Here is a 22860-nt window from a genome sequence, read left to right as displayed (position 1 = left end):
CGGGCAAGCCCGCTCCCACATTGGATTGCGTTCAACCTGTGGGAGCGGGCTTGCCCGCGATGGCGGCGCCCGCCTCACCGCAATTCTCAGGAAGGTTTCTTGGCGATCCGCAACGACTTGGCCTTGGCCTCCACCACCAGATACATCACCAGCGTAATCAACAACGGCAAGATGAAATAAATCGCCCGATACGCCAGCAATCCCGCTACCAGACTGCCCCGCGAAACCTCGTGTTGCAGCAGCGCCACAAACACCGCCTCCAGCACGCCAAGCCCCGCCGGAATATGCGTGATGACCCCGGCGATGGCGCTGATCAACAACACCCCCAGCACCAGCGGATAGTCCAGCTTGCTCGGCAACAAGGTAAAAATCACCGCCGCCATTAGCGACCAGTTCAACGCCCCTAGTGCCAGTTGCAGCACCGCCATGCGCAGTGACGGCAGGTTGATTTCCACCCCGCGAATGGCCCATTCCCGACGCTTGGAAAATTGACAGGCCGCCAGATAGCCCGCGCTCACCAGCAGCAACAGTACGCCCACACCTTGTAATGCATCGCTGCTCAATTTCCAGCCGGGCGGCATTCGCACCAGTCCGGTGCTGAACACTGCGCCGGCAATCACCATGTATCCAAACCAATTGGTGGCCAGGCTCAAGCCGAGGATTTTCGCGATATTGCCCTTGCTCACACCCAATCGTGAATACAGCCGATAGCGCATGGCGATGCCACCCACCCACGCGCTCAAATTGAGATTGAAGGCGTAGCTGATGATCCCCACTGGCAGGATCTGTTTCCACGTCAGGTCCTGGCGAATGTAGCTGCGGCCGATCAGGTCGAAACAGGCGTAAACCAAAAAGCTCAACAGCGTCAGGCCCGAGGCGATGACCAGCGTACGTACCTTGAAGTCGGCGAGGGTGTCGAACACTTCGTTCCATTCGAGACGCTGGGCGAGCATCGTCAACAGGACGATCAGCGCCAGGAAAAACAGCATCGTCAATAGCCGTTTCCAACGGCTCCAACGGGTTTTCGCCGGGTGCACGGTGTGGCGGGTCGAATGAGCTTCAGCGCGGGACATGTTGATTACTCCCGGTCGGCTGAGTGAAGGCTTTCAGGCGCGGCTTGTGTGCCGGTAGCCAACCCGCCCAGGCCGGGAAATGCCGCAGGAAGTGAAACACCAGAAAGCCGACCGTCATGTGCCAGATTCGTCCGCGCGGAGCCGTTTCGAAGGACATCGCTTTGCAGTGGTTGTCGCTCAGGTGTTCAAGGCGTTCGAACAGCGTGCGGTTGAACGCACGGTCGCGGATCAACACGTTGGCTTCCAGGTTCATGGACAGGCTCAATGGGTCGAGGTTGCTTGAGCCGACGGTACTCCAGTCTTCATCGACCAGCGCGACTTTGCCGTGCAGGGGGCGCTCGCAATACTCATGGATCTGCACGCCCGACTTGAGCAGATAGTCATAGGTCATGCGCGCTGCGAGTTTGGCCACCAGCATGTCCGGTTGCCCTTGCAGGATCAGCCGCACCTCGACGCCCCGGCGCGCCGCGTTGCGGATCTCGCGCAGCAAGCGATAACCGGGAAAGAAGTAGGCGTTGGCGATCACCACGCGGCGCTTTGCACTGCGCAACACCAACCGGTAAACCTCTTCGATATCGGTGCGATGGTCGCCATTGTCGCGGTACACCAGCCGAACCTGGCCGTCATGATCGTTGAAGGCCATTTCCGAACGCCGTTGCCGGCGTCGCTGCCACCAGTATTTGGCGCGGGCCGGGCGACCGCATTGCAGCAGGGCGAAGTGATGAATGTCGGCCACCGCCGGGCCTTGCACTTCAACGGAATAATCCTGCTTGGCCTCGGGGCCGAAGTCGCCTAAATGGTCGGCGGAAAAATTGATCCCACCGATGAAGGCAATCGTGCCGTCGACCACGACGATTTTGCGGTGCAGACGGCGGAACCAGTTGGTGCGAATGCCCAGGTGCTTCGGCGCCGGGTCGAATATCTGAATGTGCACACCAGCCTCGCTCAACGCGGCCAGAAACCCGGTGCTCAACTCGCCACAGCCAAAGCCGTCGAGACTGGCGGTGACCCGCACACCGCGCCGGGCAGCGTCGATCAGTACTCGCTGCATCTCGTTACCGACCTTGTCCTCGAACACAATGAACGTTTCCAGGAGGATTTCAGTCTTGGCCTGACGCATGGCTTCGAACACCCGTGGGAAATATGCCTCGCCGTTTTCCAGCAACTCGACCCGGTTGTTGCCTTGCCAGCCATAGTCGACATCGACCACGCCGGGTTTGCCGGTCGTCGGGGGGGTGATTAAGTTTTCCACGCGGGTTTCTTCCATCGACGGGATGCTCATAACTCGATCTCCACCGACAGCGGTGCGTGGTCGGAAAGGTGTGACCAGGGGCGTGCCACCAACACCTGCGGACGGCTGGCCTTGAGGTTTCGCACGTAGATGCGGTCGAGTCGCAACGTCGGCATTCGCGCGGGAAAACTGCGCGCCGGTTTGCCGTGATGTTCGGCGAACACTTCGCGCAGACCACACGGCTTGAGCAGCGTATCGGCCCGCTGGCGCCAGTCATTGAAGTCCCCGGCAACGATTACCGGTGCATCATCTGGCAACTCTGCCAGGCGTCGGCTCAATAGTTTGAGCTGTTCGGTGCGATGTGTTTCGCGCAGCCCCAAATGCACGCAGATGGCGTGAACTTCTTGGCCGTCACCGGGCAGGCGCAGTACACAATGCAGGAGGCCACGGTTTTCGTGGCCGCTAATCGAGACGTCAAGGTTGTCATGCTCAATGATCTGGAATTTCGACAATAGGGCATTCCCATGATCGCCCGCCGGGTAGACCGCGTTACGGCCATAGGCGAACTGCGGCCACAAAGTGTCGGCAAGGAATTCGTATTGCGGCATCGTCGGCCAATTGCTGTAGCGCATGGGATGCTGTTCATGGGCGCCGTGGACTTCCTGCAAAAACACCACGTCGGCCGCCACGCTGCGCACCGCTTCACGTAACTCCGGCAGGATGAAACGCCGATTCAGCGGGGTAAAACCTTTGTGTGTGTTGACCGTCAGCACCGTGAAGCGGTGTACGGCAGTGAGGGTGGGCGACGGATCATCGGCAGCGCCGAGCGGCTCGGGAACGTTCATGGCAGCACGCCTTCGGCCGCCGGCTCACCGGGGGCGGTGGCGAGTTCGTGGTCGAGGTGGAAGCGTTCAAGCAGGCGCCGCGCGTCGAAGGGCGCGCGGACCTTGATGTCGTTATCGAAATAACAGAACACCTCGCGGGATTTGCGGGACTTGGGTTTGTGCCGAGGGGCGATCAATTGCGCGTCCGACGGTTGTTGGCCATGAACCCAGGCGTCGATCCGGTCGCCCCAACGTTTCAGCGCCTGCGGGGTGTAGCCGCTGGCGTAGAGCTCTTCGGCACCATGCAGGCGCAGGTAAACGAAATCGCTGGTGAGGTCTTCACGGTACGGCCATTTGCCCGCCGTATCGGCAATCACCAGCGCGGCGTTGTAGCGTCTGAGCAAGCGGATGAACGCTGGGTCGACAAAGCTTTCGTTGCGGATTTCCACGGCATGACGCACAGGTTTTTTCTCGTACGCCGTGAGGCTGGCGTGACCGCTCAGGTGCGAGTCGTGTTGGCGGGCGAGGGCGGCAGCTTGTTGAGTGTCGTGGGGTAATTGTTCGAGAAAGTTTTCGAACACCTCGGGGTCGAATTTAAAGTTGGGCGGGAATTGCCAGAGGATCGGCCCGAGTTTTTCCTTTAGCTCCAGCACCCCGGACGCGAAAAAGTTTGCCAGAGGGTAATGAATGTCCCGCAGGCGTTTGATGTGGGTAATGAAACGCGGGCCTTTGACGCTGAAGACGAAGCCCGGCGGGGTGTCGGCGTACCACTGGGCGTAACGTTGCGGCCGTTGCAGGGCGTAAAACGATCCATTGATTTCAATGCTGTTGACCGCCCGCGACGCGAATTGCAATTCGCGCTTTTGGGTCAGCCCCTTCGGGTAGAAATCTCCCCGCCAGGGCGTGTAGCGCCAGCCTGAAATACCAATATGAATCGCCGCCATATCGCCTCCCGCCTGATGGTCATCGGATAGCCCTGTCTTTTGATGACTGCCTGGCCGGCGAGAAAGTTTCGACGGGACTACAGACGGCACACCTTCAACAAACCACCGCAGGGTTAATCAGTGTCCGGCGAAGATTCGGGTGGTGCCTTCAGCCGGTTCGGCATACACCGGCCCCAACCGATCAAGCCGACCGCTCCACGCCGTCAGCGCCAAGGCCACCAACACCACCAAACCACCGATCCATGCGGTATGAATCAACCCCATATGTGCAACGATCAATCCACCACCCCACGCACCACCGGCGATGCCGAGGTTGAACGCCGCAATGTTCAGCCCTGACGCCACGTCCACCGCCTGCGGGGTGTGATGTTCAGCCTAACGCACCACATACACTTGCAGACCCGGTACGTTGCCGAAGGCGACGGCGCCCCAGACCAGTACCGTGGCCAGCGCCAGCCATGGATTGCCGGCGGTAAAGGTCAGTACGAACAGCACAGCGGCGAGCAAGGCGAAGATGATTTTCAGCGCGCTGATCGGGCCGCGTTTGTCCGCCAGTTTTCCGCCCCAGATGTTCCCCACCGCCACCGAAACGCCGTAGACCAGCAGCACCAGGCTGACCGCGCCGGTGCTGAAACCAGCGATGTCCTGAAGAATCGGCGCCAGGAAGGTAAACGCGATGAACGAACCGCCGTAACCAACTGCCGTCATGGCATACACCAGCAACAAGCGCGGTTGCTTGAGCACCTGCAATTGCTGCAACAGCGAAGCGGATTTGCTGTGGGCGATGTTCTTCGGCACGTAAAGCAGGCTGCCAATGAAGGCGATGACGCCCAATGCCGACACGGCGAGGAAGGTTTCACGCCAGCCGAAATGTTGACCGATGAAGGTCCCTAACGGCACGCCGGTGACCAGCGCCACGGTCAGGCCGGTGAACATGATGGCGATCGCACTGGCGGCTTTTTCCTTGGGCACCAGACTGGTGGCGATGGTCGAGCCAATCGAGAAAAACACCCCGTGCGCCAGGCCGGTGACGATCCGCGCAATGATCAACGACTCGTAGCTCGGCGCTTGCCAGGCCAGCAGGTTACCGAGGGTAAACAGCACCATCAGCGACAACAGCAGCATCTTGCGCGGGACTTTGCCGGTCAGGGCGGTCAGCACCGGGGCGCCGATGGCCACGCCCATGGCGTAGAGGCTGACCAGCAGACCGGCGGACGGCAGGCTGACGCCAAGGTCGGCGCCGATGGTGGGTAACAGGCCAACGATGACGAACTCGGTCGTCCCGATGGCGAAGGCGCTGAGGGTCAGCGCGAGCAAAGCAATGGGCATGGCTGCAACTCCGGTGGGTTTAAGTGATTGGAGCGCAGTGTCGGGGTTCGGGTTAGGCGGAAAAATACAGGGGGGAGCATTTGATATTTGCGTTAAGGTCAAATATCGATAGTGCTATACAGTTATTTGTGGGTGCGAGCCGGCTCCCACAGGGAATGGCCGAGTCCTTTATCCTTCGGCAAAAACCGAACTTGCCCGCCATTTTTCGATCAGTTCCTTACAGGCTTTTTCGACGGAGCTCCCCGTTTTGCATCAGTTCAAGACTGCGATACTGCTGGCGTTACTGCTCATGACTGGCGGCGCCGGGCTACAAGCGGCGGCGATACCGGGCCTGCCGGCGACCAGCACCGCCGCGACACCACCGGCCCACCCGGAGCCGCTGGTCCAGGGTGGTTTACTGGGAGCAATCAGTTCTAGCATCGATGAGGTCGAGGGAAAACTCGATCTCAACGAAGATCTGGTCGATGCCTGGCGACTGCGCGCAGATCGCGCCGCCGATGAAGTCGATCAACTGGTCAATCATCCGTCGGCGCGTTCCAGCTGGAGCGTGGCGGGGGATTTCCTGCTGTTGTCCGGCGTTTGGATGGGCGTCTTTGCGTTGCTCTGGATGCTTGGCGGGATGCTGGCCACGCGTCTGAGTCGGCACCGCTTGCTGCTCACCCGTGAACGCGGTCAGGCGGTGCTCGGTTATGCATTGCCTTACAGCATTCCGGCGCTGGTCAGCCTGCCGTTGACGATATTGGTCAGCCACTACTTGCCTGTGTCGGCCGGCCGGGCGCTGGCATTGTGTTTCGCCTATGCCACCAGCAGCGGCATCTTCGCCGCCTCGCTGGTGCTGACATTGGTGGTCCTGTTCAATGCCGGCCACAAGCGTCGGGCGGTGCAGATTCTTCGTCAATACAGCCCACGGCCGTTGTTTGGAATCGGCTTTCTGGTCGCTATCAGTGATGCCTTGACCAGCCCGCAGATCGCCCACCAGTTAGGCAGCAATCTCACCAGCAGCGTCGCGGTATTGACCGGGCTGGGGGCCTCGATAGCCTTTGGTCTGTTGGTGATCAAGATGCGTCGCCCGGTCGCTCATCTGATCCGCATTCTGCCATTGGCCCAGCGCCTCAAACAGCCGGCACTGCGCGAGACGCTGCGGATATTTTCCGGTCTGTGGTATTGGCCGATTCTGTTGATGGTGATGGTCTCGGTCATCAACCTGGTCAGCATCAGCGACGACAATCAGCAGGTGCTGCGCAACGCACTGTTCACCACCGTGTTGTTGATTGCGACGGTGTTTCTCAGCACGACGCTGCATCACCTTTTCAAGTCCCGCGGCGAGCAAGCGGCGCGTCGCAGCAATGCCTACAAAGAGCGCTTCCTGAGCCTTTCACACGCGTTACTGCGGATCGGCATGGCGATTGTTTTCATCGATATCCTGGGGCGTATCTGGGGTGTTTCACTCCTGGAGTTCGCGATGAGCAACACGGTCGGGCGAGCGATCAGTGATTCGCTGAGCCGCATAGGTCTGATTTTCCTGGTGACCTGGATGGTCTGGGTGGTGCTCGACACGGCGATTCAGGAAGCCCTGAAACCACCGGTCAACAAACGCTCAGCCCGCCAGCCGAGTACGCGGGTGAAAACCATCCTGCCGCTGCTTCGCAACGCGGTCAAAATCCTGCTGGTGGTGATTTGTGCGATCACCACCATGGCTAACCTTGGGATCAACGTGGCGCCGTTTCTGGCGGGTGCCGGGGTCGTGGGGCTGGCCATCGGTTTTGGCTCCCAGCAACTGGTGCAGGACGTCATCACCGGGTTGTTCATCATCATTGAAGACACCTTGTCGATCGGTGATTGGGTGGTGCTCGATTCCGGGCATGCCGGCACGGTCGAAGGCCTGACCATCCGCACCCTGCGACTGCGCGACGGCAAGGGCTTTGTGCACTCGGTGCCGTTCGGCCAGATCAAGGCCGTGACCAACCAGTCCCGGCAGTTCGCGTATGCGTTTTTCTCGGTGCAGTTCACTTACGACACCGATGTCGACAAGGCGATTGAATTGATCCGCGAGGCCGGGCATTCGATCAGCGACGACCCGTTTCTCAAGTACAACCTGCAAGGGCCGCTCGACGTATTCGGCGTCGACAAAATGGACCTCAATGGCGTGGTGCTGACGGCGCAGTTCCGCACCGTGTCGGGGGGGCAATATGCGGTGAGCCGGGCCTTCAACCAGCGTTTGAAAAAGCTTGTGGATAACAGCCCATGGGTGCATTTCGCGCAGACGTATCCACAACAGGTTTTTATGCCCAAGCGGCAGATGGATGAGCAGGATGACGGGCCGGTATCGGAGCATTCGGCGGTGTTGATGCCGGATCAGCCCAGGACCCAATAGTTTGTATGGATGCTGATGGCCTCTTCGCGAGCAGGCTCGCTCCCACATTGAATCTCCAGTGAACACAGAATTTGTGAACGACAGAGATCCCCTAATGAAATGGCTTGCCCGGTCGACCTCAATGCCGGATCAATTTGCTGTGCAATTCGGCAGTCGACGGCTGATCCAACTCCAGCCAAAAATGCTGTTTGCCGGCAATCTCCGCCGCCGCCGGAAGCCCATCGCGATACACCAGCCGGTTACTCGCCAACGCCGGCACCTTCGCCCCCGGTAACAGCGTCCCGGCCAGGTTCAACGGGTCAACCCCGCACACCGCAATCAAACTCCCGTCATGCGGCCGTCGACGTACTTCGCGCAGCAACGGTATCGCCTCGGGCAACGCAAACTGTTCACCGGCCAAACCACTGACGAACCGCCCGCCGCGTATCTCGCCCCGAGCCTCTAGCCGATGAAACGTGCGCAGCAATTCGCGCCAGCTCGGCAGCCAATCCGCCTCACGTTCCAGCAAACGCCAGAACACCACGCCGTAGCGTCGCAGCAAGGTCATGGCGATGTGTTCCAGTGTCTCGGTCGGCGTGGGCGCCGGACGTTGGTTATCCACAATCGGCGCAGGAGTTCCGCGGCGTAACAAGGCCCAGCGCCCGGCGTCGTCCATGCCGCCGACAAACGCCCCGCGCCCGCGTCGGCTGCTGCGATTCTGGCGTTTGCTGGCCGGGGTGATCAACGCTCGCAAGCCGGCGAAGCTGTCGGCATTCACCAGTCCGGCGCCGACCAGTTCCTGCAAGGCGATTTCCAGTTCCGAGCGCAGCAGATGAGCTTCGTGCATCACCTCATCGAAAAACAGCGCGCCGTGTTGGCTGAGTGCTGCGTGAACCTTTTGTGTTTTGGGTGACAGTTCGCTGATCGGTGTCTGCTCGGTCAAGCCGCTCCACAAGCCAACCTGACTGCGCGGCAACAACAGAATCGGCGTGCTGCGCAATGCCGTGCTGGCGCCTTTGTTGCGAGCGGTCAGGCGTGTCCAGACCAGTTTGCCGCTGCGGCACAGATCATCCAGCCAACCCGGTGAATAGTCTTTAATTCGCGCCGACAGAATGTCGCTGTCCCAGGATGACGCGGCGGCGGGATAGCCTTCGAACTGACCGACGATGGCGGGCAACACCGCGCTGCCCTGGCCTTGAGTCGCTGCCGACAGGTGCTGCCAGTCGAACAGAAAACGCATGAAATCCTGCAACGCCACCGGCTCGATTTCCCGGCGTAATCGCTTGACGGTGTAGCGATGAATTCGCGCCAATAGATGCCGTTCGCACCATTCCTCAAACCCTGCGCCGGGCGTGAAGCGGCCGCGCAACACATAGCCTTCGCGTTCCAGTTGCGCCAAGGCCTGGGTGACGTGATTTACCGCCAATCCCAGCGGTTCGGCAATCGCTGTGAGCGGCAATGGCCCAAACGCGCTGAGCCGCGCGCGGATCACTTCAAGCATGGCTTCGTCTGGCGCCCAAGCTTCATCGAAACCCGGCAACGCTTGCAGTGCCGGCAACAAAGTGGCCTGTGGATAAATCGCCTGCAAGCAGGTCAGCCGCTCCAATGGCAGCCATAGCGATTTCTCGGCATTGATTTGCAAGCGGCTGGCACGACCGCTGTCGGCCAGGGTGCTCAGCCAATCGAGCCAGCGCGCATTGGCCTGCGCCTCGGCATCGGTGATGCACGCAAGGCTCATCAATGCCTCGTGCATTTCATCGAGGCCGGTGGGTGCCGGCCACGCCTCATCGCGTACAGCTTGAATCGCTTCGGCATCCAGCGCACCGAGGTCGTTTGTGGACTGTGGGTCGGTCCAGCGCCGGTTGAGCACCGCCTGCGTGCGGCGTTCCTCCAGCGGTGCATCGTCGAGAAAGGTGTAGGGCCGGGCGCTGAGAATTTCCGCCGCCAGCGGCGACGGCGCTGGCAAGTCACGACTGATCAGCCGCACGTCGCCACGTTCCATGCGCCGCAGTAATGCTAGCCAGCCTTCGCTGTCCATCGCCTCGTGCAGGCAATCGTCGAGGGTTTGTTCCACCAACGGATGGTCGGGAATTTCGCGCTCGCCGGCGAGGTTTTCCACACAGGCAATCTGATCGGGGAAGACACTGGCGATCAGGTCTTCGCTTTTCATCCGCTGGATCTGCGGTGGGACTTTACGTCCGCCGCTATAGCGCGGAAGGGCCAGGGCGACCCCGGCATTCCAGCGCCAGCGCACGCCGAACAGCGGCGCGTCGAGCACCGCTTGAATCAAGGTGTGTTCAGCGCTGTTGCTGTGCAGGTAGCGCCAGACGTCGTCGAGTTCAAAACTGTGGCTGGTGGACAGCGACAGCACGATCGCGTCTTCGCTGGCGGCAGCCTGCAATTCGAAGTTGAAGGTGCGGCAGAAGCGCTTGCGCAGGGCCAGGCCCCAGGCACGGTTGATGCGGCTGCCGAACGGGGTGTGAATGATCAGTTGCGTGCCACCGGACTCGTCGAAAAAGCGCTCCATCAGCAACGTGTCTTGTGACGGCAGGGCGCCCAGCGTCAGGCGCGCCCGGGCGAGGTAATCGACCAGTTGCTCGGCGCTGGCGCAGTTCAGGCTGAGGGTGTCGGTCAGCCAGTCGAGGGCCGGTTGCAGGTGGCCCGGTGCGGCGCCGAGCAGTTCGTCGAGGTGCGCTTGCAGGCGAGCGACGGCAAAGGACAATTCCGCGCTGCGACCTGGCGCTTCACCCAGCCAGAACGGAATGGTCGGAGGTTGACCCTGAGCGTCTTCGACCCGGACCTTGCCGGTTTCGACCCGCAGGATTCGGTAGGAGGTATTGCCCAACTGGAACACGTCCCCGGCAATGCTTTCCACCGCGAAGTCTTCGTTGACGCTGCCGATGTTCAGCCCTTGGGGTTCCAGCAACACGCTGTAGTCAGCGTTGTCCGGAATTGTCCCGCCGCTGGTCACGGCGGTCAGTTTGGCGCCCCGACGACCGCGCAGGGTGCGAGTGACGGCGTCGCGGTGCAGGTAAGCGCTGCGAATGCCCTGACGCCCGTTGTATCCCTCGGCGAGCATGTGCAGCAGCGCCTGATAGTGTTTTTCATCGAGTTCGGCATAGGGCGAGGCGTTGCGGAACGTCTCCAGCAGCGCTTGCTCCGGCCATTCCTGGCAACTGACTTCGGCGATGATTTGTTGCGCAAGTACGTCCAGCGGAGCTATGGGAATCTGCAACGTATCGAGTTCGCCGCGCCGTACACAATCGAGCAGCGCGGCGCATTCGATCAGGTCATCGCGGGTGGTGGCGAACAAGCGGCCCTTGGGCGTCCCTCCCACTTGGTGCCCGGAGCGGCCGACCCGTTGCAGAAACCCGGAAATCGAACGCGGCGAGGCGATTTGGCACACCAGGTCGACGTCGCCGATGTCGATGCCCAATTCCAGCGAAGCGGTGGCGATCAGCACTTGCAGGTCGCCACGCTTGAGCCGCTGTTCGGCGTCCAGTCGAAACTCTTTGGCCAGGCTGCCGTGGTGCGCGGCCACCGCGTCCTTGCCGAGGCGTTCGCTCAGATGCCGGCTCAGGCGTTCGGCGAGGCGCCGAGTGTTGACGAAAATCAGCGTGGTCCGGTGTTCGCGGGCGAGGGCGGCGAGACGGTCGTAAACCAGTTCCCACACATCATTGGCCATGACCGCGGACAACGGCACGGGCGGGACTTCGATGTCCAGGTCCCGTGGGCGGGCGTGGCCGATGTCGATGATGTCGCAAGGACGGTCGCGGCCCACCAGAAAGCGCGACACCGCTTCGATGGGTTTTTGCGTGGCGGACAGACCAATGCGTACCAGCGGTTCTGCGCACAGCGCCTGCAAGCGTTCAAGGCTCAGGGCTAAATGGCTGCCGCGTTTGCTGGCGGCGATGGCGTGGATTTCATCGACGATCACCGTGCGCGTGGTGCCGAGCATCTGTCGGCCGGAGTCGGAACCGAGCAGCACATAGAGGGATTCCGGGGTGGTCACCAGGATGTGCGGCGCGGTCTTGCGCATGGCCGAGCGATCTTTTTGCGGCGTGTCGCCGGTGCGCACGGCGGTGTTGATCTGCAATGGGGGCAGGCCCATCACCCGTAATTGCTGAGTGATACCGGCGAGCGGGTTTTGCAGGTTGATCTGGATGTCGTTGGACAAGGCCTTGAGCGGCGAAACATAGACCACCAGGGTTTCGTCTGGCAGCCCGTCGTCGGTTTCCAGACCCCGGTGAACCAGGTCGTCGATGACGGCGAGAAAGGCAGTGAGGGTTTTTCCGGACCCGGTAGGCGCGGCGATCAGGGTCGAGCGGCGCTGGCGAATCAATGGCCACGCCCGGGCCTGGGCGGCTGTGACCGTCGCAAAGGTGTTGCTGAACCAGGCGCTGACGGCGGGGTGGAAGCCTGCCAGGGCGATGTCCGTCGGGATTGGCAGATTCATGAAGCAATTTATGCGGGTGGGATGGGCAAGTTGCAAGTACCGTTTGGGATCTGCGTCGAACCCTCTGGTCCCATCGCGAGCAGGCCCACTCCCACACTGGATCTGCGCATCAACCCAAATCCCCTGTGGGAGCGAGCCTGCTCGCGATGAGGCCAGTAGCCACTCTTCATATCCACGATCACTACACTTTACGGATGACGGTTGCGCACTAAACCCGCAAAATGCAACGATTCCAGAATCTATCAACGACATGGCCCGCGGGCCGTCTCGATAAAAACCATCGTTCCAATCAGACTGGGCCTGCTGACTCTATGCGAATGCGCCTTATGTTACTGGGCGGCGGAAATGCCCTTGGGCAGGCGCTGATTCGCCTCGGTGCGGAGGAAGACATCGGCTTCCTCGCCCCCCGCCCCCCGCAAGACGGCTGGGATGCCGCGAGCCTGACGCAACTGCTCGACGACACCCGCCCGGACGCGTTGATCAATCTCGCCTACTACTTCGACTGGTTTCAGGCGGAAGTGGTCAGCGAGCAACGTCTGGCCGGGCAGGAGCGAGCAATCGAACGTCTGGCCGAACTGTGCCAGCATCACAACATTGTTCTGCTGCAACCCTCGAGCTATCGCGTGTTCGATGGCTCCCGTGCCACTGCCTACAGCGAAAAAGACGAACCAGTCCCGTTGGGGTTGCGCGGTCAGTCGTTGTGGCGCATCGAACAAAGTGTTCGCGCGACCTGCCCGCAGCACGTATTGCTGCGTTTCGGCTGGCTGCTCGATGACAGTCCTGATGGCACGCTCGGGCGCTTCCTCGCGCGGGCAGAGACGCCGGACGAACTGCTGCTGGCCGACGACCGCCGGGGCAACCCGACACCGGTCGACGATGCGGCCCGTGTGATTATCTCTGTGCTCAAACAACTCGATTGTGCCGCGCCGCTGTGGGGCACCTATCATTACGCCGGGCATGAGGCGACCACGCCGCTGGCACTGGGGCAGGCCATCCTGACCGAAGCACGCAGCCTGCATCCGCTGGCCATTGAAGCGCCGACTGCCCAGGCTCACGCCGCGCGTCCGGATGCCGCCGAAGAGCCGCAACACGCAGTGCTGGCCTGCAAGAAAATTTTGCACACGTTCGGGATCAAGCCTCGCGCCTGGCGCGCCGCACTCCCGGGCCTACTGGATAGGTTTTATCGCCATGGCTGACGGACCTGTTTTAATCACCGGCGGTGCGGGTTTTATCGGCTCGCACCTGACCGATGCCTTGCTCGCCAAGGGGCACTCGGTTCGCATTCTCGATGACCTGTCCACCGGTAAACGCAGCAACCTGCCGCTGGACAATCCCAACCTCGAATTGATCGTCGGCGACGTCGCCGATGCTGCGCTGGTGGCTCAGGCGATGGTCGGTTGCAGCGCTGTGGCGCACCTGGCCGCGGTGGCCTCGGTACAGGCATCGGTTGACGACCCGGTGAAGACTCACCAGAGCAACTTCATCAGTTCGCTGAATGTCTGCGAAGCCATGCGCCAGGCCGGCGTCAAACGCGTGCTGTTTGCCTCCAGTGCCGCGGTTTACGGCAACAATGGCGAAGGTCAGTCGATCGACGAAGACACGCCTAAAGCGCCGTTGACGCCGTATGCGTCGGACAAGCTGGCGAGCGAGTACTACTTCGACTTCTATCGTCGCCAGCATGCACTGGAACCGGTGATTTTCCGCTTCTTCAACATCTTTGGCCCGCGTCAGGATCCGTCCTCGCCGTATTCCGGGGTAATCAGCATTTTCAGCGAACGGGCGCAGAAAGGCCTGCCAATCACTGTGTTCGGTGACGGCGAGCAGACGCGCGATTTCGTCTACGTCGAGGATTTGGTGGACCTGCTGGTGCAGGCCATCGAACAACCGCAAGTTGAAATCGGCGCGGTGAATGTCGGCTGGAACCAGGCAACCAGTCTCAAGCAGATGCTGCAAGCGCTGGAAGCGGTGGTTGGGGAGTTGCCGCCCATCAGCTACGCCCCGGCGCGTTCTGGCGATATCCGCCATTCGCGGGCGAACAACCGGCGTTTGCTGGAGCGCTTTACCTACCCTGCGCAGACACCGATGAGTGTTGGTCTGGCGCGGTTGTTGGGGCGCTGATATTTTCGCGATCACAAAAAAGGCGCCCTTGAAGGGCGCCTTTTTTGTGGCCGGTATTCGCTTCTATGGCGATGTTTACAAAGGCCAGGTTCACCACCACGTGAACGTACTTTAGAACTTGTAACCCAGGCCCACCATGTAAACGAACGGGTCTACGTCCACATCGACTTTTGCCCGGGTGCCCGGTGCAATCGCGTTGTTTTCAACGGTCGCGGTGGTGTCGATGTCGATGTAGCGCACTTGGGCGTTGAGCAAGATGTTGTCGGTGATCATGTAGTCAGCACCAACCTGAAACGCCATGCCCCAAGAGTTATCCGCTTCGAAGTTGCTGAAGCCCTTGGCCTGGGCTTCGCTGCCGACGTGTTCGTCGTAGATCACGGTGTAGTTGATGCCTGCACCGAGGTACGGTTGGAAAGCGGACTTCGGGTCCAGGGGGTAGTACACGACGCTCAAGGTCGGTGGCAGCTGTTTAATGGTGCCGAGTTTGCCGTTGGCTGCTGAGCCCAGAGCCGTGCCTTTGAGTTTCACGTCATGCTCAAACGGGGTGGCTGCCAGCAACTCGATACCCCAGTGGCTGGTAAACATGTAGGCGAAGTTCAGGCCCAGTTGCGTGTCGCTGCTCAGGGTGGCTTCACCACCCAGGTTTGCACCGGCCAGCGGGCCTTGGTCTACCTTGACGCTGGAGCTGTCGCCTTTTGGGTCTACAGTGATTGCGCCGGCACGAATAAGGATGTCGCCAGCCTCGAAGGCGTGGGCGAGTGGGGCTGTGAGCGCGAGGGCAACCAGCGACGCGCTGAGTAAAAACTTGTGCATGGGAGGGCTCCAAAGGGCGTTTAAATTTTTTGATGCCCCATGGTACTAAGTAGCTTGCTAAGGTTTTTTGACTCAGCTCAATGAAACAGCGATAGCGATCTTGTGGGCAACACACAATTGCCGGATTCACTCCGGCAATTCATACACATAAATCTTGTCGGCCTCCATCTGGTATCCAGCATCCGCCAACTCACTGGTTGATGCCTTGACCTGCATCGCCCCCTCGATCCAGTACGGCTGATACAGCTCATCCAGCTTCACGCCGACTTCGCTTTTCACGTGCACGATCTGGTTCGACGGTGGCGGCGGCACGTGGATGCAGGCACCGAAATAGGGCACCAGCAGAAACTCAGTAGTACGCCCGTCTTCACTCACTTCCAGCGGCACGATGTAGCCCGGCAGGCGAATATTCTGGCCATCAAGGGCCTTCACCACCGGCGCATTCGGCATGTCCTGTTTGGCTGCGGGTGCCGACTCGGCAGACAGCGTGTTGCTCATCTGCGACAGGTCGTGCAGGGGCGTCATGTTTGGCACTTCCGGCGCGGCGTCCGGCGGGATCATTTCTGACCAGGTCAAATCTTTCGGCTGGGCGGCCCACAGGGGCAGGGCGACCAGCATCAGCAGCGCAAGCAAGGCGCGGGGCATGTTCAACGTCCTCATAGTCGGATCGACAGGCCATCGGCCAACGATTGGCGATACGCGCGCCAGGCCGGCACGCTGCCCATCAGCAAGGCGGCGGCAAGGATGCCACCGAGCAACATCCATTCATACTCGCTCGGCCACGCCAGTGGCAGGTACAAACCGTAATTGGCCTGCACGTAGCCCTGGGCCGCGGCGATGCACACATAGAGCAATGCCACGCCGGCGATTACCCCGGACAGCGCCAGGGCAAACGCCTCCAACACCAGCAAGGTCGCGATGTGCCATGGCCGGGCGCCCACCGATCGCAGAATCGCCATCTCGCGCCGACGTTCGTTCAGGCTGGTGAGAATCGCCGTGAGCATGCCGATCAACCCGGTTAGCACCACAAACAGCGAGACCACAAACAAGGCTTTTTCTGCCGTGCTCATCAAACTCCACAGTTCTTGCAGCGCCACGCCGGGCAGGATCGCCAGCATCGGCTCGCCACGGAATTCATTGATCTCACGTTGCATCGCGAAGGTCGAAATCTTGCTGTTGAGGCCGAGCATGAATGCGGTGATCGCTTGCGGCGTGAGGTCCATGTTGCGCGCCTGATCGGCGCTGATACGGCTTTTGCCTTGAGCTGGCACACCGTTGTTCCAGTCGACGTGAATTGCCTCCATGCCGCCAAGGCTGATGTGCAGCGTGCGGTCCACCGGGGTTCCGGTGCGTTTGAGAATGCCGACCACGGTGAAGGGTTTGTCGTCGTGCTTGACCAGGCTGATCACCGCAACGCCGTGGGCCAACACCAGTTTGTCGCCGAGTTTGTAGTGCAGCGCGTCGGCCACTTCCGCACCGAGCACCACTTCGAACGGATCGGTGGCGAAGGCGCGGCCGTCGGCCAGCTCCAGGTGTTGCTGATGGCCGTACTGGTAATGCTCGAAGTACGCCTCGGTGGTACCCATCACCCGATAACCGCGATGGGAATCGCCGAGGGACATCGGGATCGCCCACTTCACTTTCGGGTTGTTGGCGAAGTGTTCGAAGCTGTCCCAGCGGATGTTGTTGGTGGCGTTACCGATCCGGAACACGGAATACAGCAGCAAGTTCACCGACCCGGAACGGGCGCCGACGATCAGGTCGGTGCCGCTGATGGTGCTGGCGAAACTGGCTTTGGCTTCGGTGCGCACCCGTTCCACGGCCAGTAGCAGGCACACCGACAGGGCGATGGCGAACGCTGTGAGTATCGCGGTGAAGCGCCGGTTAGCCAGACTGGCCATGGCTAGACGAAACAGATACATCTCAGACCTCGGACGGGGTGGCGGCGCGATTGAGCTCGGCCAGCGACAGGTGGCGATCGAATAGCGGCGCCAGGCTCTGGTCATGGCTGACAAACAGCAGGCTCGACCCGGCTTCACGGCATTCGGCGAACAACAGGCGAATGAAATTTTCCCGAGCGTCGTAGTCCAGCGCCGACGTCGGCTCATCGGCGATGACCAACTCCGGCTGGCCGATCAGTGCTCGTGCAGCGGCCACGCGTTGTTGCTGACCGATGGACAGCGAGTCGGCGCGGCGGCTGAGGATGCTTTCGTCCTTCAAGCCCAAGTGAGCGAGGAGGGTGGCCGCCGCTTGATCGACGCTGCCGTGGCGCTGTTTCGCCCGTTCAGCGCGCAATTTGGAGAAGTGGCAGGGCAGTTCGACGTTCTCGCGCACCGACAGAAACGGCAGCAAATTGAATTGCTGAAAGATGTAGCCAGTGTGATCGACGCGGAAACGGTCACGCGCACCGGCGCCGAGTTCGGTCAGTTCCTGGCCAAGCAGGCGAATACTGCCGCGATCAGGCTTCTGTACACCACCGAGCAGGCCGAGCAGGGTGGTCTTGCCACTGCCGCTGGGGCCTTTTAGGAACAGGGTTTCGCCAGGCTCCAGGCGAAACGCCGGGATATCCAGCAACGGCGGGTGACCGGGCCAGCTGAAGCCCAGGTCGGACAGTTCGATGAGTGCTTGGGTCATAGCGCCGATTTCATGGGTGTTAATTAACCTGTGGGAGTGAGCCTGCTCGCGATGGCGGTGTGATAGTCAATGCAGATGTTGAAGGTTATGGCCTCATCGCGAGCAGGCTCACTCCTACAGGGGATTTGCGGTGAATCAGAATTTCAGGGGGGCCGCTTTGGCTGTCACTTCAACGCCTTGCTGCCCGCTTGGGCTGATTAGTTGTACCTGAATTTTCTGAGTCGCCGGGAACGTATTGAAAATGTTCGCCAGGTCCAGGTTTTTCAGGGCGCCGGGAGCTGCGCAGGTGAATTGGTAGTGAGCATGGATTTCGCTGTGGTCGTGATGATGTTCGTTTTTGGCGTCTTCATCGTGATCATCGGCGTCCGGTTTGTCTCCGAACAACGGGCTTTCCAGTTCCTGCATGGAGACCTCGCAACCGGCCGCTTTTGGCAGGTTGAACAGCACCAGTGGTTTTTCGAGGTGCGCACGAACGGTGGCGACCTTGGCCTTGTCGGCGTCAGTGGTGGCGGCGTGTTCGAAACCCACCAGGTTCATCGCCGGGCTTTCCAGTTCCAGCTCCAGGGTCTGGCCGTCCAGCGCTGCGTTCAAGCGACCGACGCCATGTTCGTGGGCGCCGAGACTGCCGTGCTCATGATCATGTTCGTCAGCGGCGTGGGCGACGGCCAGCGGCAACAAGGCAAACGGCAAAGCGAGCAGCAGACGGCGCATGGCGGGTCTCCGATAAGTAAAATGAAGAAATTGTTATGTAATCTTATAACGTAAGTGCGAGGAGTTTGACCGGCTACTTGGCGTTGCACAAGTCCCATGGGAGCATGCAGGTCAGAAATGTGCAGGAGCAGACGTATGTTGCGTATACGCGGAAGCATCGGCGACTGGCCGGTGGATTTGACGCTGGAGATGGATGACGGCGATTGGGCGCGTCTCGGCGCGCAGTTGCAGGTGAGCCAGCCCGAGGCCAGTGTCACCCCGGCCAAACCGGTGACTCAGGATGAGGCGTTGTGGCAGATCGCCAAGGACCTGTTGCGTCAGGCCGGACAATTGAGCGGGCCGGATTTGCTCGATCAGTTGGAAGGACTGACCGGCAGCGCAGCGTCGGGTAAGCGCTTGTTGGTGCGCTTGCGCCATAGCGCCGATGTGAAAGTGTCGAGCGGCGGGGATACGCCGCTCTACAGGTGGATCGAACCGGCTTAGTACAGCGCAGCAAACAGCTTGCGGCGGTACGTGGTCACTAGCGGATGGTCATTGCCCAGCAGTTCGAACACCTGCAGCAAGGTCTTGTGCGGCAAGCCTTCGCTGTAGCTGCGATTGCGGATGAACAGCTTGAGCAACGCATCCAGCGCTGCGTCGTACTGCTGGCGAGCCAATTGCTGGACCGCCAGCTGATACACCGCTTCATCGTCCTGCGGATTTTTCGCCAGGCGCGCTTTGAGGTCTGCCGCATCCGGCAAATCCTTGGCCTGACCGAGAAACTGGATCTGCGCCTTGGCGCCGGCCAGGGCCGCTTTGTGTTCATCGCTCTTGACCGCGTCGAGCACGGTTTGCGCTTCACCCAACTCACCGCGCTCGGTGAGGCAGCGGGCGTAAAGGATCAGTGCCTTGGCGTTGGTGTTGTCTTCACCGAGTAGCACTTTCAGCACGGCTTCGGCGTCGGCGAAACGACTGTCATCGAACAAGGCCTGAGCCTGCTCGAACGGGTCGGCGGCGGCCGGTGGCGGCATTTGTACGTGAGGCTCCAGCATCGCCCGCACGGCGGATTCCGGTTGCGCACCGGCAAAGCCGTCAACCGGTTGACCATCTTTAAACAGCACCACGGTCGGCAGGCTGCGAATCCCGAAACGGGCGACGATGTCCTGTTCCAGATCGCAGTTGACCTTGGCCAACAGCAACTCGCCCTGATAACTCTCGGCAATGGTCTGCAGCAATGGCATCAGCACCTTGCAGGGCGCACACCATTCTGCCCAGAAGTCCACCAGGACCGGTTTGTGAAAGGAGTTCTCGATCACCGACTGGTCGAAATCAGCAGTCGTGGCGTCGAAGATGTACGGCGTTTCCTGACTCATGGGGGATCTCTTGGAAGCATGAATGGGGCAACTATAAGGCCAGGCGGGGTATGGCTGAAAGCGGGGTGGAAGTTAGTCTTGTGTTGCCGAACAAATCGCCATCGCGAGCAGGCTCGCTCCCACAAGTGATCTATGTCACACCGAACATCCCTGCTCGCGATGTTTTTAGCAGCGCCGCGCATGATAGAGACTCACATGCCGAAATTCTTCAGGTTCGGCCAGATCCGGCAGGGTCATGGCCTCCAGCATTTCGATGCGCTGATACAGCGAATGACGAAAATCCCTGACGCGCGAATCGGCCACCAGCGCCTCTTTTCCGCGGGTCAAAAACTCATCGAGCAATGGCAGGTTCGCGCGATCGTAGAGCACATCCGCGACCAAAATCAGATCAAACCGGTCCGCCTCGGCGAAAAAGTCGGTGGAGTAGTTGAGGTCTACGTCATTGAGTTCAGCATTCGCCCGACACGCGGCAATCGCCAGCGGGTCGAGGTCACAGGCCACCACCTCCAGCGCGCCGGCCTTCACGGCGGCAATCCCCGCAACACCCGAACCGGCGCCGAAATCCAGTACCCGCTTGCCCTTGACCCACTCGGGGGATTCGGCAAGGTAGCGCGCCACTGCCAGACCACTGGCCCAGCAAAAACTCCAGTACGGAGGTTCATGCAGAATCCGTCGGGTTTCTTCGGGGCTGAACGCGCGGTCCATGTTGTCGCCGTCGATCAGCCAGAGTTTCAGGTCGGTCTCGGGCAATGCGACAGGCACAAGCTGCGCATCACCGAGCAGTTCACCCAAGGCCTGTTGCAGGTCGAACGGTACAATCATGGCGCTTTGACAAATTGCAGCTGACCCAAAGCCTGGGTGGTTGGCTGCGAGATGACCTGCGACGGCAGATGCAAAATCAACTGACCGGACTGGCTGGCGCGGCCGCGCAGCTCAACGCGGGCACCGGATGGGAACGATTCCGGGTTAAAACGCAGGTGAAACGGCAGCACTTGATTGGTGCCGATCAAGCTGGAGCTGGCAAGCAATTGTTGCGGGCGATCCTTTTCGTCGATCACCAGCAGCGCCAATTCGACTTCGGCGCCGGCCGGTACGCCTTGCAAAGTGCCGCTCAATTCACGTTGATACGCCGGTAACGGCCCGAGGTTGGCCGATTCCTGCGCTTTTTTCTGCGCTTCCTGCGAGGCAGGACCTGGCGTCGGCGGCTGGGGCTTGGGTGCATTGCTGCCGCAGGCCACCAGCAGGCTGAAAAGGCTGAGCAAAACGAGCGGTCTTAGGGACATTTGCGGCTCCAGCAAGGTGAAATCCATGGATCAAACACTATAGCCGTCTGTATACCGCAAACCCTATGGCTTGTCTTGCCACGGGGATGCGCTACCATGGCCCTCCCTTTTTTTGTTGCCTGCCACCATGCACTGTCCCTTCTGCGGTGCCAACGACACCAAGGTCATCGACTCGCGTCTGGTCGCCGAGGGCGAACAGGTGCGCCGCCGGCGTGAATGCCTGGCCTGCGGCGAGCGTTTCACGACGTTCGAGACCGCCGAACTGGTGTTGCCGCGCCTGATCAAAACCGACGGCAGTCGCCAGCCGTTCGACGAAGAAAAACTGCGCGCCGGCATGCAGCGTGCGCTGGAGAAGCGCCCGGTGAGTGTCGAGCGCCTCGAATCGTCGCTGGTGCACATCAAACACAAACTGCGTGCCACCGGCGAGCGTGAGGTCAAATCGCTGGTGGTCGGTGAGTTGGTGATGGCCGAGCTGCAAAAGCTCGACGAAGTCGCCTACATTCGCTTCGCTTCGGTGTATCGCCGCTTCCAGGACCTCAATGAGTTCCGCGAAGAGATCGATCGCCTGGCCCGTGAACCGGTGAAAGAATGAATACGCCCGCAGAACTCGCCATCCTCGACGCCCATTACATGGCCCGCGCGCTTGAACTGGCGCGAAAAGGCCATTACACAACGCATCCCAACCCTCGGGTGGGCTGTGTGCTTGTGCGGGACGGGCAGGTCGTCGGCGAAGGCTGGCACGTGCGCACCGGCGAGCCACATGCCGAGGTCCACGCCCTGCAAGCCGCCGGTGACAAGGCCCGTGGTGCAACCGCCTACGTGACACTGGAACCGTGCAGCCACCACGGCCGCACGCCGCCCTGCGCCGATGCACTGGTGAATGCCGGGGTCGCCCGCGTGGTCGCGGCCATGCAGGATCCGAATCCGGAGGTCGCCGGTCGCGGACTGCAACGCCTGGCCCAGGCCGGAATCGCCATCGAAAGTGGCGTGCTGGAAGGTGAAGCGCGCAAGCTCAATCAAGGTTTTCTCAAGCGCATGGAGCACGGCTTGCCGTTTGTGCGGGTCAAATTGGCCATGAGCCTGGACGGTCGCACTGCGATGGAAAGCGGCGAAAGCCAATGGATTACCAGCCCCGCGGCGCGTTCGGCGGTGCAACGCCTGCGTGCCCAGGCCAGCGTAGTGTTGACCGGCGCCGACACGGTGCTGGCGGACAACGCCCGGTTGACCGTGCGCGCTGACGAATTAGGCCTGGATGCGGAGCAAACCGCTTTGGCCATGAGCCGTCCGCCGCTGCGCGTGCTGATCGACGGTCGCCTGCGGGTGCCGCTGAATGCGCCGTTCTTCAAGGCCGGCCCGGCGTTGGTCGCCACCTGCGTGGCGGTGGAAGAGCAGTACGGCAATGGCCCTGAATGCCTGATCGTGCCTGGCGTTGACGGTCAGGTCGATCTGCGTCAATTGCTGGTCGAGCTCGCCCATCGTGGCGTAAATGAAGTGTTGGTCGAAGCCGGCCCGCGTCTGGCCGGCGCATTCGCTCAGCAAGGCCTGGTGGATGAATTCCAGATTTTCATCGCCGGCAAGTTCCTCGGCTCCTCGGCGCGGCCACTGCTCGACTGGCCGCTCGCGCAAATGAAGGATGCGCCCGAGCTCAAAATCACCGAAATTCGCGCGGTTGGCGATGACTGGCGGGTCACTGCCATTCCTTCACCAGCGGCGAGCGTATAATTCCTGGCCGCAGCCTA

General features: G+C 60.9%; 19 protein-coding genes and 1 pseudogene. 6 read left to right on the top strand and 14 right to left on the bottom strand.

All coding sequences use genetic code 11. The features are described from left to right. Positions 1 to 86: 86 nt before the first annotated feature. The 5 genes and pseudogenes from AC3ISI_RS25800 to AC3ISI_RS25780 all read right to left on the bottom strand — a co-directional run bounded on the left by AC3ISI_RS25800 (position 87) and on the right by AC3ISI_RS25780 (position 5401). Complete coding sequence (locus AC3ISI_RS25800; protein WP_489334386.1) at positions 87 to 1073, bottom strand: lysylphosphatidylglycerol synthase domain-containing protein; 987 nt, start codon at positions 1071 to 1073, stop codon at positions 87 to 89. Then, positions 1060 to 2355, bottom strand: a complete 1296-nt coding sequence (clsB, locus tag AC3ISI_RS25795; RefSeq protein WP_489334385.1) for a cardiolipin synthase ClsB — start codon at positions 2353 to 2355, stop codon at positions 1060 to 1062. Before clsB ends, AC3ISI_RS25800 begins: the two co-directional genes overlap by 14 nt. Then, a complete protein-coding gene (locus AC3ISI_RS25790) occupies positions 2352 to 3149 on the bottom strand; it encodes an endonuclease/exonuclease/phosphatase family protein (RefSeq protein ID WP_489334384.1) in 798 nt (265 codons plus the stop codon). Before AC3ISI_RS25790 ends, clsB begins: the two co-directional genes overlap by 4 nt. Further along, positions 3146 to 4072 (bottom strand): DUF72 domain-containing protein, encoded by a 927-nt coding sequence (locus AC3ISI_RS25785; protein WP_489334383.1) that lies wholly within the window; start codon positions 4070 to 4072, stop codon positions 3146 to 3148. The genes AC3ISI_RS25790 and AC3ISI_RS25785 overlap by 4 nt, the downstream gene beginning before the upstream one ends. Positions 4073 to 4189: 117 nt before the next feature. Continuing rightward, positions 4190 to 5401: pseudogene (locus AC3ISI_RS25780) on the bottom strand (MFS transporter). A 247-nt stretch (positions 5402 to 5648) separates the two neighbouring features. Here AC3ISI_RS25780 and AC3ISI_RS25775 point away from each other — a divergent pair. Then, positions 5649 to 7775, top strand: a complete 2127-nt coding sequence (locus AC3ISI_RS25775) for a mechanosensitive ion channel family protein (protein WP_489334382.1) — start codon at positions 5649 to 5651, stop codon at positions 7773 to 7775. Between the two features lie 118 nt (positions 7776 to 7893). On the opposite strand, the gene AC3ISI_RS25770 is transcribed toward AC3ISI_RS25775, so the two are convergent. Next, positions 7894 to 12210 carry an Lhr family helicase gene (locus tag AC3ISI_RS25770; protein WP_489334381.1) on the bottom strand — a complete coding sequence of 1439 codons (4317 nt, stop codon included), beginning with the start codon at positions 12208 to 12210 and terminating at the stop codon, positions 7894 to 7896. Positions 12211 to 12521: 311 nt separating this feature from the next. On the opposite strand from AC3ISI_RS25770, the gene AC3ISI_RS25765 reads away from it, so the two are divergent. Both AC3ISI_RS25765 and AC3ISI_RS25760 read left to right on the top strand, forming a co-directional pair. Continuing rightward, positions 12522 to 13406, top strand: a complete 885-nt coding sequence (locus tag AC3ISI_RS25765; RefSeq protein WP_489334380.1) for a sugar nucleotide-binding protein — start codon at positions 12522 to 12524, stop codon at positions 13404 to 13406. Continuing rightward, positions 13399 to 14328, top strand: a complete 930-nt coding sequence (locus AC3ISI_RS25760) for an NAD-dependent epimerase/dehydratase family protein (protein ID WP_489334379.1) — start codon at positions 13399 to 13401, stop codon at positions 14326 to 14328. Before AC3ISI_RS25765 ends, AC3ISI_RS25760 begins: the two co-directional genes overlap by 8 nt. 111 nt (positions 14329 to 14439) lie before the next feature. Here AC3ISI_RS25760 and AC3ISI_RS25755 read toward each other — a convergent pair whose 3' ends face one another. The 5 genes from AC3ISI_RS25755 to AC3ISI_RS25735 form a co-directional block, all read right to left on the bottom strand. Further along, positions 14440 to 15141 carry an OmpW/AlkL family protein gene (locus tag AC3ISI_RS25755; protein WP_489334378.1) on the bottom strand — a complete coding sequence of 234 codons (702 nt, stop codon included), beginning with the start codon at positions 15139 to 15141 and terminating at the stop codon, positions 14440 to 14442. 126 nt (positions 15142 to 15267) lie between these two features. Next, positions 15268 to 15786, bottom strand: a complete 519-nt coding sequence (locus AC3ISI_RS25750; protein WP_489334377.1) for a DUF3299 domain-containing protein — start codon at positions 15784 to 15786, stop codon at positions 15268 to 15270. A gap of 11 nt (positions 15787 to 15797) precedes the next feature. After that, complete coding sequence (locus AC3ISI_RS25745) at positions 15798 to 17063, bottom strand: ABC transporter permease (protein WP_489334376.1); 1266 nt, start codon at positions 17061 to 17063, stop codon at positions 15798 to 15800. A 1-nt stretch (position 17064) separates the two neighbouring features. Continuing rightward, positions 17065 to 17775, bottom strand: a complete 711-nt coding sequence (locus AC3ISI_RS25740; RefSeq protein ID WP_489334375.1) for an ABC transporter ATP-binding protein — start codon at positions 17773 to 17775, stop codon at positions 17065 to 17067. 135 nt (positions 17776 to 17910) lie between these two features. After that, positions 17911 to 18486, bottom strand: coding sequence for a DUF2796 domain-containing protein (locus AC3ISI_RS25735; RefSeq protein WP_489334374.1), 576 nt, complete (start codon positions 18484 to 18486; stop codon positions 17911 to 17913). Between the two features lie 135 nt (positions 18487 to 18621). Here AC3ISI_RS25735 and AC3ISI_RS25730 point away from each other — a divergent pair, with 135 nt between their 5' ends. Then, on the top strand, positions 18622 to 18969 hold the full coding sequence (locus AC3ISI_RS25730; RefSeq protein WP_489334373.1) for a hypothetical protein: 348 nt from the start codon (positions 18622 to 18624) through the stop codon (positions 18967 to 18969). On the opposite strand, the gene trxA is transcribed toward AC3ISI_RS25730, so the two are convergent. The 3 genes from trxA to AC3ISI_RS25715 all read right to left on the bottom strand — a co-directional run bounded on the left by trxA (position 18966) and on the right by AC3ISI_RS25715 (position 21121). Continuing rightward, a complete protein-coding gene (gene trxA / locus AC3ISI_RS25725) occupies positions 18966 to 19838 on the bottom strand; it encodes a thioredoxin (RefSeq protein ID WP_489334372.1) in 873 nt (290 codons plus the stop codon). The genes AC3ISI_RS25730 and trxA overlap by 4 nt on opposite strands. Positions 19839 to 20003: 165 nt before the next feature. Continuing rightward, the gene (locus tag AC3ISI_RS25720) at positions 20004 to 20660 is read right to left on the bottom strand and encodes a class I SAM-dependent methyltransferase (protein WP_489334371.1); all 657 of its coding nucleotides are present in this window, start codon (positions 20658 to 20660) and stop codon (positions 20004 to 20006) included. Further along, complete coding sequence (locus AC3ISI_RS25715) at positions 20657 to 21121, bottom strand: YbaY family lipoprotein (RefSeq protein WP_489334370.1); 465 nt, start codon at positions 21119 to 21121, stop codon at positions 20657 to 20659. The genes AC3ISI_RS25720 and AC3ISI_RS25715 overlap by 4 nt, the downstream gene beginning before the upstream one ends. 127 nt (positions 21122 to 21248) lie before the next feature. Between AC3ISI_RS25715 and nrdR the strand changes: the two genes are divergently transcribed. Together nrdR and ribD are read left to right on the top strand one after the other, a co-directional pair. Beyond that, positions 21249 to 21713, top strand: a complete 465-nt coding sequence (gene nrdR / locus AC3ISI_RS25710) for a transcriptional regulator NrdR (RefSeq protein WP_003228656.1) — start codon at positions 21249 to 21251, stop codon at positions 21711 to 21713. Beyond that, on the top strand, positions 21710 to 22843 hold the full coding sequence (ribD, locus tag AC3ISI_RS25705) for a bifunctional diaminohydroxyphosphoribosylaminopyrimidine deaminase/5-amino-6-(5-phosphoribosylamino)uracil reductase RibD (RefSeq protein ID WP_489334369.1): 1134 nt from the start codon (positions 21710 to 21712) through the stop codon (positions 22841 to 22843). Before nrdR ends, ribD begins: the two co-directional genes overlap by 4 nt. Positions 22844 to 22860: the final 17 nt, after the last annotated feature.

The organism is Pseudomonas sp. GL_139_B, assembly GCF_057834475.1.
Note: the sequence above shows the minus strand (reverse complement) of the source record. Positions and strands in the feature narration are given on the sequence as shown.

Coding starts and splice junctions, on each gene's coding strand:
- AC3ISI_RS25720 (WP_489334371.1), bottom strand. CDS start 20,660: ATGATTGTACCGTTCGACCTGCAACAGGCCTTGGGTGAACTGCTCGGT.
- AC3ISI_RS25765 (WP_489334380.1), top strand. CDS start 12,522: ATGCGAATGCGCCTTATGTTACTGGGCGGCGGAAATGCCCTTGGGCAG.
- clsB (WP_489334385.1), bottom strand. CDS start 2,355: ATGAGCATCCCGTCGATGGAAGAAACCCGCGTGGAAAACTTAATCACC.
- AC3ISI_RS25730 (WP_489334373.1), top strand. CDS start 18,622: ATGTTGCGTATACGCGGAAGCATCGGCGACTGGCCGGTGGATTTGACG.
- trxA (WP_489334372.1), bottom strand. CDS start 19,838: ATGAGTCAGGAAACGCCGTACATCTTCGACGCCACGACTGCTGATTTC.
- AC3ISI_RS25785 (WP_489334383.1), bottom strand. CDS start 4,072: ATGGCGGCGATTCATATTGGTATTTCAGGCTGGCGCTACACGCCCTGG.
- AC3ISI_RS25750 (WP_489334377.1), bottom strand. CDS start 15,786: ATGCCCCGCGCCTTGCTTGCGCTGCTGATGCTGGTCGCCCTGCCCCTG.
- AC3ISI_RS25800 (WP_489334386.1), bottom strand. CDS start 1,073: ATGTCCCGCGCTGAAGCTCATTCGACCCGCCACACCGTGCACCCGGCG.
- AC3ISI_RS25755 (WP_489334378.1), bottom strand. CDS start 15,141: ATGCACAAGTTTTTACTCAGCGCGTCGCTGGTTGCCCTCGCGCTCACA.
- ribD (WP_489334369.1), top strand. CDS start 21,710: ATGAATACGCCCGCAGAACTCGCCATCCTCGACGCCCATTACATGGCC.
- AC3ISI_RS25770 (WP_489334381.1), bottom strand. CDS start 12,210: ATGAATCTGCCAATCCCGACGGACATCGCCCTGGCAGGCTTCCACCCC.
- AC3ISI_RS25715 (WP_489334370.1), bottom strand. CDS start 21,121: ATGTCCCTAAGACCGCTCGTTTTGCTCAGCCTTTTCAGCCTGCTGGTG.
- AC3ISI_RS25735 (WP_489334374.1), bottom strand. CDS start 18,486: ATGCGCCGTCTGCTGCTCGCTTTGCCGTTTGCCTTGTTGCCGCTGGCC.
- AC3ISI_RS25760 (WP_489334379.1), top strand. CDS start 13,399: ATGGCTGACGGACCTGTTTTAATCACCGGCGGTGCGGGTTTTATCGGC.
- AC3ISI_RS25790 (WP_489334384.1), bottom strand. CDS start 3,149: ATGAACGTTCCCGAGCCGCTCGGCGCTGCCGATGATCCGTCGCCCACC.
- nrdR (WP_003228656.1), top strand. CDS start 21,249: ATGCACTGTCCCTTCTGCGGTGCCAACGACACCAAGGTCATCGACTCG.
- AC3ISI_RS25740 (WP_489334375.1), bottom strand. CDS start 17,775: ATGACCCAAGCACTCATCGAACTGTCCGACCTGGGCTTCAGCTGGCCC.
- AC3ISI_RS25745 (WP_489334376.1), bottom strand. CDS start 17,063: ATGTATCTGTTTCGTCTAGCCATGGCCAGTCTGGCTAACCGGCGCTTC.